Raw genomic sequence first — 15649 nt, 5'->3', positions numbered from 1 at the left:
AGTGGGAGGCATATGAAGAAAAAAATTGTCTTTATGGTAATTAATATGAATGTAGGCGGAACCGAAAAAGCTCTATTAAATATGATCGCCGAGATGCCAAAAGATCAATATGATATCACTATTTTAATGTTAGAGAAATACGGTGGCTTCTTAAAAGATATTCCGGATTATGTTCGTATTGAGTATGTAAAAGGATTTGGGCAGATAAAAGAAATAATAAACAACCCTCCTCACTTCACTGTTCTAGACCTTCTAAAGAAAGGTTGTCTAATGAAAGCAATTACTATCTTGTCGATTTATGTAACGACAAAGATTACAAACGATAAAAGCCTTTTTTACAATTACCTTTTAAAGGATGCATCAAAGCTTGTGGGAGAATATGATGTAGCTGTAGCTTATGCTGGTCCAATGGATCTCATAAGCTTTTTTGTTGCCAAGAAAATAAAAGCTAAACAGAAAATTCAATGGGTTCATTTTGATGTTACAAAAATAGGATTTAGCAATAAGTTCGCTTCCAAAATCTATAAAGAATTTGACAAAGTATTTGTTGTTTCTGAAGAAGCGAGAAAAAAACTGTTAAGAGCGGTACCAACTATAAAAAAGAAAACAGAGGTATTTTTGAATATAACATCTCCAACTAAAATTCAAAGTCAATCAAAAAAAGGAAAAGGATTCGATGATAATTTTGATGGATTAAGAATTTTGACAGTAGGCAGATTAGCAGCCGAAAAGGGTCAAGACTTAGCAATAGATGTGTTAAATAAGCTTATAAAAAAAGGACACAATGTAAGATGGTATTGTATTGGAGATGGAAGCTCAAGGTTAAAATATGAAGAAAAGATAAAGCAAAACAATCTAGAGGGGAATTTTATTTTACTAGGATCACACACGAATCCTTACCCTTACATGGATCAATGTGATATATATGTCCAGCCATCGAGGTATGAAGGTTACTGTATTACTTTGAGTGAAGCCAGATGTTTAAGCAAAGCGATTGTAACTACAAATGTTAATGGAGCAAAGGAACAAATCACGAGCGGAAAAAACGGATTAATTACAGATATAAGCGTAGCAGGTATTTTCAAAGCAGTGGAAGAACTCGTAAAGGACGAGGCTATGCGTGTTAAGTTTGAAGATTCATTATCAAAAGAGATTATTAATTATGAAACAGAAATGAAGAAATTCTTAAGTATTATTTAAAACCGAGTTTAATTAAGAAACTTTTAAGCTTTAGGAGGAAGAGGTTATGCCAAAAATCAGCATAATTGTCCCAATCTATAATGTTGAACAATATTTAAAAAAGTGTGTGGACTCAATATTAGCACAAACATTTCAAGATTACGAAATCATCTTGGTGAATGATGGGTCAACGGATGCTTGTGGGGAAATTTGTGATGATTATATTAATAAAGATTCTAGGATAAGAGTTATTCACAAAAAAAACGGTGGGCTTGCGGATGCAAGAAATACGGGAATCAATGCTGCAAATGGAGATTATTTAGGATTCGTTGATAGTGACGACTGGTTAGAACCAACTATGTATGAAACTTTGTATAATGTCTGTTTTTCAGAAAATGCAGATATTAGTACATGTTTAATTGAAACTCAAAGAAAAAACAAAAATCAAAAAACAAAAGTAAATAAAAAAGAAATAAAAGTTTTTACTTCTTTTGAAGCTATATCTAGTCTTTATGAGGGAAAGCTATCTGGCTTTTCAGCTTGTAACAAGTTATATAAAAAATCTCTTTTTGAAAATGTGGAATTTCCTAAGGGTAGAGTTTATGAAGATGCTGCAATTATGTATAAGTTATTTAGTTATGCTTCGAAAATTGCATTTGTTAATCTTCCTTTGTATAAATACAATTATCGAGATCACAGTATTACACGTAGCAATTTTTCAGAAAAAAGATTTGATGTAGTAGCTAATTATTTTGAAACCTATAGTTTTATGGAAAATAACTATCCTGAAATGTGTGAGAAAATAAATTTTGTGTACTATGTAACTTTACGCACCATGATAGCAGATATTGTATGCGAAAAAAGTATTGTACAAAACTCGGAATATATTAAAAGGATAAGTAAGCATGTGCGAGAAGTAAATAAAGCAATTTTAAAAAATAATACTATAACTATCAAGCATAAGCTGTTAGCTCAAGTCTTAGCATGGTGTCCTGGTTTAGCCGTTTTTTTCTATAAGTTTTTCTTGAAAACTAATTAAAAGGAATAATAAAAATCTGGATTATGAAGGTGTGAAGAAATGAAAGAAAATGTAAATAAGCTGTTGAAACTTTTTGATAAAAAGGAAAAGAAAAAATTGTTGATTTTATTTTTCCTAATGGTAATATCAGCTGTATTTGAAACTTTAGGAATAGGATTGATTGTTCCTTTCATTGGCATTATAACTAATCCAGATGTTATTCAAGAACAAAAGATTCTTTCACAAATCTATAATTATTTTCAATTTGAATCATATTTCGCGTTTGTTTTATTTGCTGTAGTATCTTTGCTTGGAGTTTTCTTGCTTAAAAACAGCTATCTTCTTTTTTACAATTATATGCAAATTAAAGTTGTCTTAAACCAGCAGGTAAAGCTGTCTGGTCGTTTATTTAAAGAATATTTAACAAAACCCTATACTTTTCACTTACAAAGAAATACAGCGGATCTGTTACGAAATGTGAACGATGAAGTAGCAAAAGTATTTCAGGGTATTATAATGGCGGCCTTTCAATTGCTGACTGAAATTTTGGTTACGGTTTGTATAGTTGGGCTCTTGTTGGCCACCGCTCCATTGGCAACTTTAGTAGCTGCTATTTCTTTAGGTGGCAGCATTCTTTTATTCTTTAAAGTATTCCGCAGAAAGATTACTCATTTAGGAAAAGAACAGCAAAAGGTAACAGGGAAAATGATTAAATGGGTAAATCAGGGGTTGGGCGCAAGTAAAGAAGTTAAAGTCTTAGGAAAAGAAGCTTTCTTTATAGACGCTTATATGAATCAAAGCCAAATTAGGGCTAACAACAGTTCCTATATGAAAATTTTAGAACAAGTACCAAGACTTTTTATAGAAACTTTAATGGTTGCGATCGTTCTTATAACCATGCTAATTATTGTTATTCAAGGTACAAATACGGCTCAATTAATATCGACAATGGCATTGTTTGCTATGGCTGCTTTTCGATTACTGCCATCAATTACACGTATTGTTGCACTAATAACTTCAATCAAATATAATCAGCCGGCTTTAGCTGTAGTATACGAAGACTTAATTAAAACTTTAGAGGCATCAAATAAAGCGCTTGCTATGAACGACGAACCTGATGAAATCAAAGAAAGCAAAAAGGCATTTAACAAGGAAATAGAATTGCAAAACATTTCCTTTCGCTATCCTGACCAAAAAGGTTATTCCTTAAAAGACGTCTCCTTAACTATACCAATAGGACAATCAGTAGCTTTTATTGGAGAGTCAGGAGCAGGAAAAACGACAATTGTAGATATTATTTTAGGGTTGCTACAACCTGAAAAAGGCAACATTTTAGTTGATGGTAAAAACTTGGAAAAACAAAAAGTATTGTGGCAAAGGAAAATTGGATATATTCCACAATCTATCTTTTTAACAGATGATACAATTCGAGGAAATGTTGCATTTGGAATAGAACAGGAACAGATTAATGATGAAGATGTTTGGAGAGCACTGGAGCAAGCTCATTTAAAGGAATTTGTCGAATCACTTCCAAATAAACTAGAGACACAAGTAGGTGAGCGAGGAGCAAGGCTTTCCGGGGGACAACGACAACGTATTGGAATTGCAAGATCCTTATATCACAATCCGGAAATATTATTTATGGATGAAGCTACTTCAGCACTTGACAATGAAACAGAAAAAGAGATTATGAAGGCAATCGATGGATTAAAAGGAAAGAAGACTTTAATTATTATTGCACATAGACTAAGTACAATAGAAAATTGTGATACAGTTTTTAAAATAAACAAGGGTAGATTAGTTGAGGCGGAAAATAAAGCCAAAAGGATTGTGATCTAAACTTAGTTTATTACGTAAAAAAGTAAGGATTTGTAATCTCTTTATTTAAGATTCAATTCTATATATTAAATCATTTTTAGGGGTGAGTTTTGTGGAATTTAAAATACCTAAGATTATTCACTATTGTTGGTTTGGAAAAGGACAAAAACCAAAAGCTGTTATTGAATGTATCAATAGTTGGAAAAAACAGCTTCCAGATTATCGAATCATAGAGTGGAATGAAAATAATTTTGATATAAATTCAAATAAATATGTTCAAAAAGCATATCTTTCGAAAAAATATGCTTTTGTGAGTGATTATGTTAGGTTACATGCTCTTTATCATCACGGCGGAATTTACATGGATACAGATGTAGAAGTTATAAAAAACTTGGATGCCTTCCTTAATCAAGAAGCTTTTTCTGGTTTTGAAAGTAACAACTATATATCAGCGGGAATTTTAGGGTCTATCAGGAATCATCCTTGGATAAAAAGATTGCTTTTTTATTATGAAAATGTTTCTTTTGAGCGAGAGGATGGTTCATTAGATACAACAACTAATACAATGACTATTACTGCTATTACCAATTCAGAATATGGGTTAAAATTCGGCAATTACAAGCAGATTTTAAATATAGAAGGGAACAAAGTAAATATTTATCCTAGCGATTATTTTTGTGCCAAAGACTGGAAAACAAAAATTTTAAATGTTACTGAAAACACATATACAATTCATCATTTTGCTGGGTCTTGGCTTCCTAAAAAGACATATTATGAAAAAATGCGCGCGGAATTTAAAACTTTTTCAATTAACGCTTTTAAAAATATATTAGGAGAAAAAACTTACATTAGATTTAAAAAAGTATTTCAAATTTTCTAGCCCTGTACAAATTTATTAATACAGAATTAATGTTTTAAAACTTTGAATTGAATAATTTTGAAATGAGGTGACGATATTGACTGAAGTTAGTATAGTAGTACCTATCTTTAATGCCGGGCAAAAACTGAATAAGTGTATTAGATCTATTCTTAACCAAAGTTTCAAGGATATTGAAGTAATATTAGTAAATGATGGTTCAACTGATTGTAGTCTGTCCATTTGTAATAAATATAAGAATTTAGATGAAAGAATAGTTATTATAAATGAGAAAAATGAAGGAAGTATTGCTGCAAGAAGAAAAGGTATCGAAGCTTCCACATCACCATATGTCATGTTTGTAGATGCAGATGACTGGGTTCATAAGGACATAGTTAAACTTCTATATACGGAAACGAAAAGTAATGATTTAGATGTATCAATTTGTAACATGTATAAAGTGGTAGGCGGTTTATCTTTTATTAAAAAAGAAAACAATAAGAAGTATTTTCTTAATTCAAAGGTTTATGTTGATTCTGAAATTTTGAATGAATTAGTTGTAGCTTATTTTCATGGTCACCCTTTTCCATCATCTTTATGTGCAAAGCTCTACAAAAGAGAAGTGTTAAAAACAAAAGGAGCCTTTCTCGAGAAGATAACATTTCTAGGAGATGACCTCTTTTACAATTTAGAAATTTTTCTGAAATCTAAAAGGGTTAAACTAATCAATCAACCTTTATATTTTTATAGAGCAGGAGGTTTTACAAGCAAATATATGCCGAATTTATTCAGTGATATGGTAAATGGATATCAAATACAAAGAGAAATAATTGATAATTACTATAAAGATTCAAGGGAGAGACACTGTAATGGAATTAGTATAATGTTGCTCAATACTTTTAAGACATGCTTATTTAATTTGTTTAACAGCAGCATAAGAACTGAAGAGAAAAAAGATATGCTAAGGGGATACGTCAATAACGATATTTTAAGAAAATGTATTAAAAACAAAGGATCATTAGCCTATTTTCCAAAAGAATATTTACAAGCAATTGAAAATAAGAATATTGATTATCTTTATGATTTAGGTAGGGCTATGCATAAAAAGAAGAAGCCAAAGATGGCGTTATTAAAATTGGCTGCTAAAGCTCATTTATTATAAGAGACTTTTCAAAAAGAAGTCTTTGAGAAAAACGATTTATTGGGCGTAACTTGATTTTAGAATTCATTGTACGTTCTTTATTATAAACTAAAATAAATTTTTCAAATAAACGAGTCATGTTTTAAAAATCTATGCATATGAATATTTACGAAGTTAACAGGCAATGAGTCTTTAATTGCTTGTTGACAGCTATCTCTCAGGATGATATGTTCTTTATTAAGAACAAAAAGCTCTGAATTAAGATATAATTATATGGAAAAGGTATTTTTTGTTTTTTTTAAAGAACTACAATAACCCTAGAATTTAAACATGAAAGCAAGATACATCTTTATTTAATCACCAGGTGGAGGGAAACAATGAGCGCAATTGCAGGCGTCTATCATTCCGATGGTAGACCTATACATAATGAGCAAATTCATGGGCTGATGGGCGGCCTGCAGAAATATCCTGCTGATGATGTTCAAGTATGGCAGAAAGAAAATGTATTTCTTGGATGCCATGCTCAATGGATCACTCCAGAATCGGTTGGAGAGCAGCAGCCCTATTACGATTACGAAAGACAGCTGGTGATCACAGCGGATGCCATTATCGATAACCGGGGTGAACTGTTTGATAAATTGAACATTGAACGGTCGCAAAGAAAAACAATGCCGGACAGCCAATTAATTTTACATGCGTATTCTAAGTGGGGAGAAGAATCTCCAAAGCATTTAATCGGTGATTTTGTTTTTATGATCTGGGATCAGAAAAATCAACTGCTTTTTGGAGCCAGAGATTTTTCTGGAGCTCGCACTCTTTATTACCACCAGGGCAATGAGCAGTTTGCATTTTGTACAACAATTGAGCCATTGCTTTCCTTATCCTCGGTTACAAAGCGGCTAAACGAACAATGGCTTGCTGAATATTTAACGGTTGCGGGAATGATTGATTCAGCCGACGCTTCCATCACGCCTTACAGAGACATTTTGCAAGTTCCTCCTTCTCACAGCATAACGGCAACAAGGGAGGGCATAAAGCTTAAAAGGTACTGTGTGATAAGGCCGGAGAAAAGGCTGAAGTTTAAATCAAATGAAGAGTATGTGGAGGCTTTCCAAGATGTTTTTCAACAAGCGGTTAACAGCAGGCTGCGCACTCATAAGCATATAGGCTCACACTTGAGCGGGGGTCTTGATTCAGGGGCGGTTGTGAGCTTTGCGGCAAAAGGCATGCGTGAAAAAAAACAACACATACATACATTTAGTTATATTCCCCCAAATGATTTTATTGATTTTACCCCTAAGCAGCTGCTGGCAGACGAACGGCCTTTTATTCGTTCAACTGTCCAGTATGTAGGAGGAATTAAAGATCATTATTTAGATTTTTCTGGAAGAAGCTCCTATTCAGAAATTGACAGCTTGTTAGAAATGATCGAAACACCGTATAAATTTTTTGAAAACTCTTTTTGGCTAAAGGGAGTGTTTGAAAAAGCCCATGAAGAAGACGTGGGAATTTTGTTAAGTGGAGACAGAGGAAACTTTACTGTTTCCTGGGGATTGGCCATGAACTACTACGCAGCTCTTCTAAAAAAGGCAAAATGGCTGCGACTTGTTCAAGAATTAAACCAGTATAGCCAAAAAGCCGGGGGAGCGAGATTAGGAAGAATTCCGTACATTGCAAGAATAGGATTTCCTTTTATTGATCAGTTACTATCCAATAAGAAAAATCAGCAACGCCCTAAATTGATTAATCAAGATTTTGCCGAAAGCACAGATGTATTTAACCAATTGAAAAAGCACGGCATTGATCAAACAGGCTGGTTTCCTAGCAAAGATATATACGAAGAAAGAAAAAAGCATTTTGAGCACGTATTTTTGTGGAATGCAGGAAATAGCTTTGCTGCAAAAATGTCTTTGCGCTATGCAGTATGGAAGAGGGATCCTACGAATGACTTGCGTGTTGTGCGCTTTTGTTTAGCAGTACCAGAAGAACAATACGTTCAAAAAGGAGTAGATCGGGCATTGATCCGAAGAGCCACAGCTAACCTGCTCCCTGATGAAGTAAGGCTAAACCAGCGTATTAGAGGAGTACAGGGAGCTGATTGGGTGCATCGTATGGCTCCGCAGTGGGACTGCTTTATCAATGAACTAGAAGAGGTTAGCAAAGACCAGAGAACGACACAATTTATAAACAGCAATGTAATAAAAGAAGCACTGTTGCAGGTGAAAGAAGGCGCATTACCCAAACAAGCTACAAACTATTATTACAAGATGGCGATGAGAAGTATCATTATTCACCGTTATCTAAAAAAACTTACTTGAAAGGAGGTGAAAAATATGAAAAGAGAGTGGGCAAAACCTGAACTTGAAATTTTAGACGTAAAAATGACAATGCTTGGCGAAGACGGCGATTTTACAGATGCTGCTTTTCCAGAAAACACACCTAAAAAGGATCTAACTTTTAGTTAAGAAAAATGGTAGTCTATAAAATCTGTCGGGATTCATACATATGAAATCTTGCAGATCGTCTCGTTTGGGCAGCCTTTAGTCATTATTTACTGTTATATAAAATTTAATTGAAAGCAGGGAATGAAATGAAAAAAGAATGGTCAAAACCTGAACTGGAAGTACTAGATGTGAAAATGACAATGCTTGGCGAAGACGGCGATTATACAGATGCTGCTTTTCCGGAAAACACACCTAAAAAGGATCTAACTTTTAGTTAAGAACATAAAATTCGAATAAATTGCATAAATCACAAAACTTTAAATTTTTTGAGTGCATAATGATTTGTAGATAAAAGTGTATTAACTAAAAATCCCCTATATCTTTTTAAAAGTATAGGGGATTTTTTTAGCATTATAGGAACGGTACTTATGTTATGAATTTTTAGGATTTATAAAATTTATTTTAAGTGATGGATAACTAGAACCGAGTAATTAAGAAAGCTTTTATTTAGAAAGCAAGCAGCACTAAAATGACTGGCTACTTAGGGGCGTGAATTGCGGCTATGATATTTACTAAGGAACAATATATTTATAAAGCTTTTGGGCTAAAGATTTTTAGCGAAATTCCTTTGCCAGAGTTGGATCAGGTGATAACTGCTGATGGCCAGGCAGATATATGGGTTAGAAAAGCTGATTTAACTGCTCAATGGGCTAAGGAGCGCTCTGCTGAAGATATAGTGACTGTGAAAGAAAATTTTATTATGTTTGAGATTCCTGGAACAGCGATTTTTTTAATTAAAAATGGAAACCAGATTTTCATCTCACCAGTGGCTGGATCATGCGAGGATGCTATTCGGCTTTATGTGCTGGGAACGTGTATGGGAGCCATATTATTACAAAGAAAAGTACTTCCTCTGCACGGAAGTGTTATTGCGATAGAGGGAAAAGCTTATGCCATTGTGGGTGATTCCGGTGCAGGTAAATCTACGCTTGCGGCTTCTCTTTTAAAAAAAGGGTACAAGCTGTTAAGTGATGATATTATTCCCGTTTCTTTTTCAGAAGAAAATAACCCGCTGGTCCTGCCAACATATCCACAGCAAAAACTATGGCAGGAAAGCTTGAACCAGTTTGGAGTGGAATCAAGTCAGTATAAGGCTATTACGGAAAGAGAAACGAAGTTTACTATTCCTGTTGCAGACCATTTTATTAATGAGCCGATGCCTCTCGAAGCTGTATTTGAATTAGTCAAATCAAAAAATCAAGAAACACAGCTTCTGCGTATTGAAAACATGAAACGTTTTTTTACGTTATTTAATCATACGTTTCGCAATTCTTTTGTTCGGAGATCGGGGTTAATGGAGTGGCATTTCGCGGCTTCAGCTAAACTAGTGAATAAAGTAGATCTTTATCAACTAAGTCGACCTGTTTCACGGTTTACAGCTTTTGAATTAACCGATTTACTATTAAATGCAGTAAAGAAGGGAGAAAAGGTTTGTGAGTAACAAACAAGCAATTTCATTAAAATTAATCGTTAGCCAGAGTGCTGGAAACCTTGTAAGTGATATGGACGGAGAAAAAGTAATGTTAAATATTGACAAAGGGAAATACTATAATCTGGGGCAGCTAGGCGGTGTCATTTGGGAGTTGGTAGAACAGCCTATGGCGGTGCAGGAGTTAGTTTCAACCTTATGTTCTCTTTATCAGGTGGAACAATCAGAATGTGAAAACCAGGTTATTGAATTTTTAGAAAAATTAATGCAGGAAGGGTTAATTCAAGTAAAAAATTTCAGCAGCTAAAAGGATTATCTTCTGAGTTGAGGAGGGCCCCATGAAGTTTTTGAGAAAAATCATCACTTTTTATAGATTAAGTATATCAATGAAACTTCTTTTTATAGAAGCTTTTGTTTATTTAGGCTGGGCACGCTGCCTTAAATTAAAATCATTTTCCAAAGTTGCGCCTTCTCTTGGGAAACAAATGGAAGAAACTGATTATGAAAAAAACATACAGAATAAAAAAGAATTACAAAATGTCTCTGCTGCTCTTCATATTATGAGTCATTATACTTTCTGGGAAAGTGAGTGCCTTGTAAAAGCAATAGCTGCCATGAAAATGCTTGAAAAAAGACAAATTAACAGCACTTTATATTTGGGTACCGCGAGAGATAAAACGGGTGAATTGGTTGCACACGCTTGGCTCCGCAGCGGTCCTTATTATATTACAGGCGCAGAAGGAATGGAGAAGTATACAGTAGTAGGGAAGTTTGCCAAAGACGTTACATCACAAGGTAAAAGGAGAAACCAATGAGCAAAGATCTTACTCTTAATTTGACAGGCATACCGAAAGAGCTGCGTCTTATCCTTGACTTATTAAACCGCAAAAAACAAGAGCAGGCGCAAAGAAACCGTCCAATAAGTTTTACAGGCATTGACTGGGCACTTTTTATCGAGCAGGCAAAACATCATCGGGTATACCCTTTGCTCTTTCATACACTAAAGAAATTTGACAGTGCAGTTATCCCTGAAAGTGTCCAACAAGAGATTCATCAAGATTATCAATTCAATACTTTCAGGATGCTGTATTTAAGCGCAGAAATGGACACGGTATGCAAGGAGTTTGAGAAAGCTGGAATACAGCTCCTATGTTTGAAGGGCCCAGTAGTAGCTCAAGACCTTTACGGAGAGTTATCACTTCGAACATCAAATGATGCGGATGTTCTTGTTCCAATTAAAGATATTGAAAAAGCTGAAGAGCTGATGAAAAATATGGGGTACGAAAAAGATTATGATTTTAAGTCGGTGCTTAACGATTGGAAATGGAGACATCGGCACGTTACATATGTTCATCCGCAAAAAAAAGTTAAGGTTGAAATTCACTGGCGTTTGCATGAAGGCCCTGCAAAAGAACAATCATTTCAAGAATTATGGGAGCGAAGAAGACAAAGCCCTCTAGGAGAATCTGTTTATATTTTATCAAAAGAGGATCTTTTCTTTTTTCTTGTTTCGCATGGTGCCCGGCACGGGTGGTCAAGGCTTCGCTGGCTCATTGACATTCACCAGCTGCTTCAGCAGGAATTAGAATGGGATCGGGTCTACAGCTTGCTAAAAAAGTATCAGTATCTCCAAGTCGGAGGCCAGGCAATCCTTTTATCCATGGAATTGCTCGGCACAACACGAAAGCAGCAGTTTGCACCGTTTCTAGACCAGAAATCTTCTAAGAAACTGGCTCAAGAAGCTATCTTTTATTATCAATCTATGATCAACTTACATGCAGATGACCTTCCTGCACACGTAGACCGGTACCACCGGCGTCACCTATTTTCTTTAAAATCAAAGAGAAGAAAGTTCATATTCATTTTAAGTTTTCTTCACCCTTATCCAGAAGATGCTGAAGTATTACCTTTACCCAGTCACCTTCATTTTTTATATTTCCCTTTGCGGCCTTTTTTGTGGGTCTGGAGAAAAACAAGGAAACCCGCCTTGTCTTAGGAGGATTTACTAATGAAAGACATGTTTTATTTTTTGAGACAGATTCATTCATATGCAGGAAAAATGCTTTATATAAATCTCCTAATGATGACATTTATCGGTTTGTTTGAAAGCATAGGTCTTCTATTACTGATACCGATGCTCAGCATGACTGGTTTAGTAAGCTTAGATGCAGGTAAAACGCCAATCTCTCCTCTGTTCGCTTTTTTGAAAGATTTTCCGGCTTCAGTTGGCTTGCCTCTTATATTAGGGACTTATGTTTTCTTGGTAATCGGTCAAAATTTACTTCAGCGACATATTACTATACAAAACGCAACTATCCAAAATGGCTTTTTGAAACACCTGCGTGTAGAAACGTACCGCACTTTACTGCATGCCAACTGGAATTTCTTTATAAAGAAAAGAAAATCAGATCTAATTAATTTAATGTTAACAGAAGTTACTCGTACGAGCGGCGCGACAAATGCCTTTCTACAGTTTATCGCTTCTCTTGTTTTTACCTTCATTCAAATTATTCTCGCTTTTTGTCTGTCTCCTGCTATTACTGCTTTTGTTCTTGTATCTGGCCTTATGATCGTTCTTTTAAATAGAAAATTTCTAAAAAAATCTCTAGAGCTAGGAAGCAGAAATGTGGAGTTAGGAAAAAGCTTTCTTTCAGGAATGACTGACCAGATTAATGGGATCAAAGATATTAAAAGCAACACCTTAGAAGAATCAAGAATGAATTGGTTTCACTCTATAACTGAAAAATTATATATAGAACAAGTAGATTATATCAAGTTAAAAACGACTTCACAGGTACATTACAAAATAGCTTCTTCTATTTTGATGGCAGCTTTCATTTTCATGGTGATAGAACTTTTTAATGCCCAGGCAGCTCAGCTTATGTTAATCATCCTCATTTTCTCAAGGCTATGGCCAAAAGTAGCAGGTATTCAATCTTCCCTTGAACAAATTGCCTCAACTATTCCTTCCTTTAAAGCTGTGAAAGCATTACAGCATGAATGCAGAAAAGCAAAAGAATATGAAGGTACTATGGAAGCAATTGAACCAATCCCTGTTCTGCAAGGAATAGAATGTCGATATGTGAATTTTCGTTATACAGCAAAGGAAGCAGTTCCAACGTTAAAAGATATTTCTATTTTTCTTCCCGCCAATCAAATGACTGCTGTAGTCGGCCGCTCTGGTGCCGGGAAAAGTACTTTAATTGATTTGTTAATGGGCTTGAACAAGCCGGAGTCCGGTCAGGTGCTCGTTGACGGCATTCCGCTTTCGGCAGAAAATGTGCTTTCTTTAAGAAAGTCCGTCAGTTATGTGGCACAGGACCCGTTTCTGTTTAATACGAGTATTCGGGAGAACCTGCAGCTCGTTGTACCGGAAGCAGGGGAGGAGCAAATGTGGGAAGCACTGGTGTTTGCATCTGCAGCGGATTTTGTCCGGAATCTTCCGCAAGGACTTGATACGATCATTGGTGACCGGGGGATTAAGCTTTCAGGCGGAGAGCGGCAGCGAATTGTGCTGGCACGGGCGATTTTACGTAAGCCATCTATTCTGGTGCTGGATGAAGCCACGAGTGCGCTGGACACGGAAAATGAAGCGAGAATCCAGGAAGCGATTGAGCGGCTAAAAGGAAAAATGACGATCATTGTCATTGCCCATCGGCTGTCAACGATACGGAATGCTGATCAAGTGATCGTGCTGGAAAAAGGCGAGGTTGTCCAGCAGGGGGCATTCAGCCAGCTTTCACAGGAAAAAAATAAAGTCTTCAGCAAGCTGTTAAGCAGCCAGGCAGCGGTGATCAAGCAAGGATAAAATGTTCTTTAAAAAGAACTAATTATCGATTATAATAATATTATTATTAAGAGATCTACCAAATTTCTTTGCATATAGGATAAGTATGTTCTTTTCGTTCTTTAAAAAGAACGATATGGTTGGGAAGGAGGTGAACAAATGAAAAAGGGATACAACGCACCCCATGTGCTTTCTCATCTAGCCGTTCAATTTGAAACCGCTCAAAGCTGGAATCCGGGGAAAGGAAATTTAAAACATCCGGGTACAGGAAATGATGGAGTAAACTGGCCGCCGAATAATCCAAACCCGACGCCAGGCGGGGCGGGTGAACCAGGAAAAGGAAATAAGTAAAATTACTAACAAAAACAAGCAAGTAATGGTGATCTTCCATTACTTGCTTGTTCCAAGCATTGAAGAAGGAGAATAGCCGTGAATATCTTTCAAACCAAAATTGGCGATCATCACATTCAGATTAACAGCTGCTCCAGCCAAGTCCTGGCTGCTTTGTCAAAAGATTTTCCCTCCTTTCATCCAAGCCAACAACCAGATATTGAAATGACAATTAAGGACGGCTATGGAGTCCCATTTCAAGATTACGAAGTAAACGTGAAAGAAAGCGAAGCGTTTATTTCCTTCACGCGAGCGGATTACCAGCTTCAAGTGCAGCCTGATTTCAAGCGGGCAGCCCTTTTTGTGCATGATGAGCTTGCTTTAAAACATGCATTGATGAATTTTTACAGCTCTTATATCGTTCATCACAATTGGGGGCTGCTCATTCATTCGTCTTGTGTGGTCGACGGGCAAAGAGCCCACCTTTTTTCAGGCCGTTCCGGGGCCGGGAAATCAACCGCGGCCCAATTATCCTGTCCGCGCACCCTTCTTTCTGATGAAGCAACCATTGTTAAAATTACGAAGGACAGTGTGATCGTATATGACTCTCCTTTTCGCAGTGAATTGCGGGCAAGCGGGACAGAAGAAATGGTACCTCTTGAAAGTATTCATCTGCTGCATCAATCGTTAACGAATAAAAGAGTGGAAGTGAAAAAATCAGACGCTCTTTTGCAGCTGATGGACAAAGTTTTCTACTGGCCTCACAAAAAGGAAGAAGCGGCATCAATTCTTTTTTTATTAAAACGATTAGTAGAGCACAGTGCGGTATATGATTTGTATTTTCAAAAAAATAATACCTTTTGGGAGCTGATTTCGTCATGACAACGTATGTGCGTAAAAGTGAAGCAGATGCAGTTGAGCTTGATGGTGAATGGATTATTTTAAATATGGAGCAATATACGGTTACGACTATTAATGAAGTGGGCGGGTTTTGCTGGGAATTGCTGCGTGACAAACAAACACCCGAATCGATTGCACAGGCTGTTATGAAGGAATACGATACGCAGGGAAGGGCTGTCGAAGCGGATATTGAGGAGTTTCTGGCACACTTGAGCCGCTGTGAGCTGGTTGATTATGAGAGGGAATGAGCATGCCGTTTATGCAGTGAAAAAATCCATTCAAAAAAACGGCTGGATCGATCTGCCGGCAGATGGCACCAGCATGTTTCCGCTTATTAAAAAGGGAAACATATGCCGATTTGTGGTATGTGAAACATCGGAACTGGAAAAAGGAGACGTTGTTTTATTTCAAGCAGCAGATCATCGATTAGTCGCTCATCGATTTTTAGGAGTAAAAAAGAACAGCCGGTATATACGTTATCTTTTTAAAGGAGACACCAATTTAGGTGCAGATACTCCTGTTACAGATGATCACATTATCGGCAGGCTTCTTTTTATACGAAAAGGAAACCGGACGATGCATACAGCCGGGCTGCTTTTTTTCATTTGGCGCAGCATAATCCTTGCTTTCCCCCCTATTTCTTCCTTTTTAAGAGCTTTTTTAAACTACAAAGAAGCCGGAAAATAA

Annotated in this window: 17 protein-coding genes; all 17 read left to right on the top strand. The window is 36.1% G+C overall.

Annotated features, from left to right (window positions below; all coding sequences use genetic code 11):
* Nucleotides 1-12: 12 nt before the first annotated feature.
* The 17 genes from L2D08_RS12550 to L2D08_RS12470 all read left to right on the top strand — a co-directional run bounded on the left by L2D08_RS12550 (nt 13) and on the right by L2D08_RS12470 (nt 15649).
* On the top strand, nt 13-1200 hold the full coding sequence (locus L2D08_RS12550) for a glycosyltransferase (protein WP_242234130.1): 1188 nt from the start codon (nt 13-15) through the stop codon (nt 1198-1200).
* A 46-nt stretch (nt 1201-1246) separates the two neighbouring features.
* On the top strand, nt 1247-2218 hold the full coding sequence (locus L2D08_RS12545; RefSeq protein ID WP_242234128.1) for a glycosyltransferase family 2 protein: 972 nt from the start codon (nt 1247-1249) through the stop codon (nt 2216-2218).
* Nucleotides 2219-2257: 39 nt separating this feature from the next.
* Nucleotides 2258-4036: an ABC transporter ATP-binding protein gene (locus L2D08_RS12540; RefSeq protein ID WP_242234126.1), complete on the top strand. Its 1779-nt coding sequence runs from the start codon at nt 2258-2260 to the stop codon at nt 4034-4036.
* Nucleotides 4037-4127: 91 nt separating this feature from the next.
* Nucleotides 4128-4895: a glycosyltransferase family 32 protein gene (locus L2D08_RS12535; RefSeq protein WP_242234124.1), complete on the top strand. Its 768-nt coding sequence runs from the start codon at nt 4128-4130 to the stop codon at nt 4893-4895.
* 76 nt (nt 4896-4971) lie between these two features.
* Nucleotides 4972-6033: a glycosyltransferase family 2 protein gene (locus L2D08_RS12530; protein WP_242234122.1), complete on the top strand. Its 1062-nt coding sequence runs from the start codon at nt 4972-4974 to the stop codon at nt 6031-6033.
* 356 nt (nt 6034-6389) lie between these two features.
* Complete coding sequence (locus L2D08_RS12525) at nt 6390-8330, top strand: asparagine synthase-related protein (protein WP_242234120.1); 1941 nt, start codon at nt 6390-6392, stop codon at nt 8328-8330.
* Between the two features lie 15 nt (nt 8331-8345).
* Entirely contained in the window at nt 8346-8477 is a 132-nt protein-coding gene (locus tag L2D08_RS12520) for a paeninodin family lasso peptide (protein WP_242234118.1), read from the top strand.
* A 125-nt stretch (nt 8478-8602) separates the two neighbouring features.
* On the top strand, nt 8603-8734 hold the full coding sequence (locus L2D08_RS12515) for a paeninodin family lasso peptide (protein WP_242234117.1): 132 nt from the start codon (nt 8603-8605) through the stop codon (nt 8732-8734).
* 284 nt (nt 8735-9018) lie between these two features.
* Nucleotides 9019-9957 (top strand): phosphoenolpyruvate carboxykinase (ATP), encoded by a 939-nt coding sequence (locus tag L2D08_RS12510; protein WP_242234116.1) that lies wholly within the window; start codon nt 9019-9021, stop codon nt 9955-9957.
* Nucleotides 9950-10252 carry a lasso peptide biosynthesis PqqD family chaperone gene (locus L2D08_RS12505; RefSeq protein ID WP_242234115.1) on the top strand — a complete coding sequence of 101 codons (303 nt, stop codon included), beginning with the start codon at nt 9950-9952 and terminating at the stop codon, nt 10250-10252. Before L2D08_RS12510 ends, L2D08_RS12505 begins: the two co-directional genes overlap by 8 nt.
* Nucleotides 10253-10283: 31 nt before the next feature.
* Nucleotides 10284-10760 (top strand): lasso peptide biosynthesis B2 protein, encoded by a 477-nt coding sequence (locus L2D08_RS12500; protein WP_242234114.1) that lies wholly within the window; start codon nt 10284-10286, stop codon nt 10758-10760.
* Nucleotides 10757-11941 carry a nucleotidyltransferase domain-containing protein gene (locus tag L2D08_RS12495; protein WP_242234113.1) on the top strand — a complete coding sequence of 395 codons (1185 nt, stop codon included), beginning with the start codon at nt 10757-10759 and terminating at the stop codon, nt 11939-11941. Before L2D08_RS12500 ends, L2D08_RS12495 begins: the two co-directional genes overlap by 4 nt.
* A 12-nt stretch (nt 11942-11953) precedes the next feature.
* Nucleotides 11954-13753, top strand: a complete 1800-nt coding sequence (locus tag L2D08_RS12490) for an ABC transporter ATP-binding protein (RefSeq protein ID WP_242234111.1) — start codon at nt 11954-11956, stop codon at nt 13751-13753.
* 138 nt (nt 13754-13891) lie between these two features.
* Nucleotides 13892-14083, top strand: coding sequence for a hypothetical protein (locus L2D08_RS12485; protein WP_242234110.1), 192 nt, complete (start codon nt 13892-13894; stop codon nt 14081-14083).
* Nucleotides 14084-14161: 78 nt separating this feature from the next.
* On the top strand, nt 14162-14944 hold the full coding sequence (locus L2D08_RS12480) for a hypothetical protein (protein ID WP_242234109.1): 783 nt from the start codon (nt 14162-14164) through the stop codon (nt 14942-14944).
* Entirely contained in the window at nt 14941-15210 is a 270-nt protein-coding gene (locus L2D08_RS12475) for a PqqD family protein (protein WP_242234108.1), read from the top strand. Before L2D08_RS12480 ends, L2D08_RS12475 begins: the two co-directional genes overlap by 4 nt.
* Nucleotides 15197-15649 carry a S24/S26 family peptidase gene (locus tag L2D08_RS12470; protein ID WP_242234107.1) on the top strand — a complete coding sequence of 151 codons (453 nt, stop codon included), beginning with the start codon at nt 15197-15199 and terminating at the stop codon, nt 15647-15649. Before L2D08_RS12475 ends, L2D08_RS12470 begins: the two co-directional genes overlap by 14 nt.

The organism is Domibacillus sp. PGB-M46 (assembly GCF_022668875.1).
GTDB lineage: Bacteria > Bacillota > Bacilli > Bacillales > Domibacillaceae > Domibacillus.
Note: the sequence above shows the minus strand (reverse complement) of the source record. Positions and strands in the feature narration are given on the sequence as shown.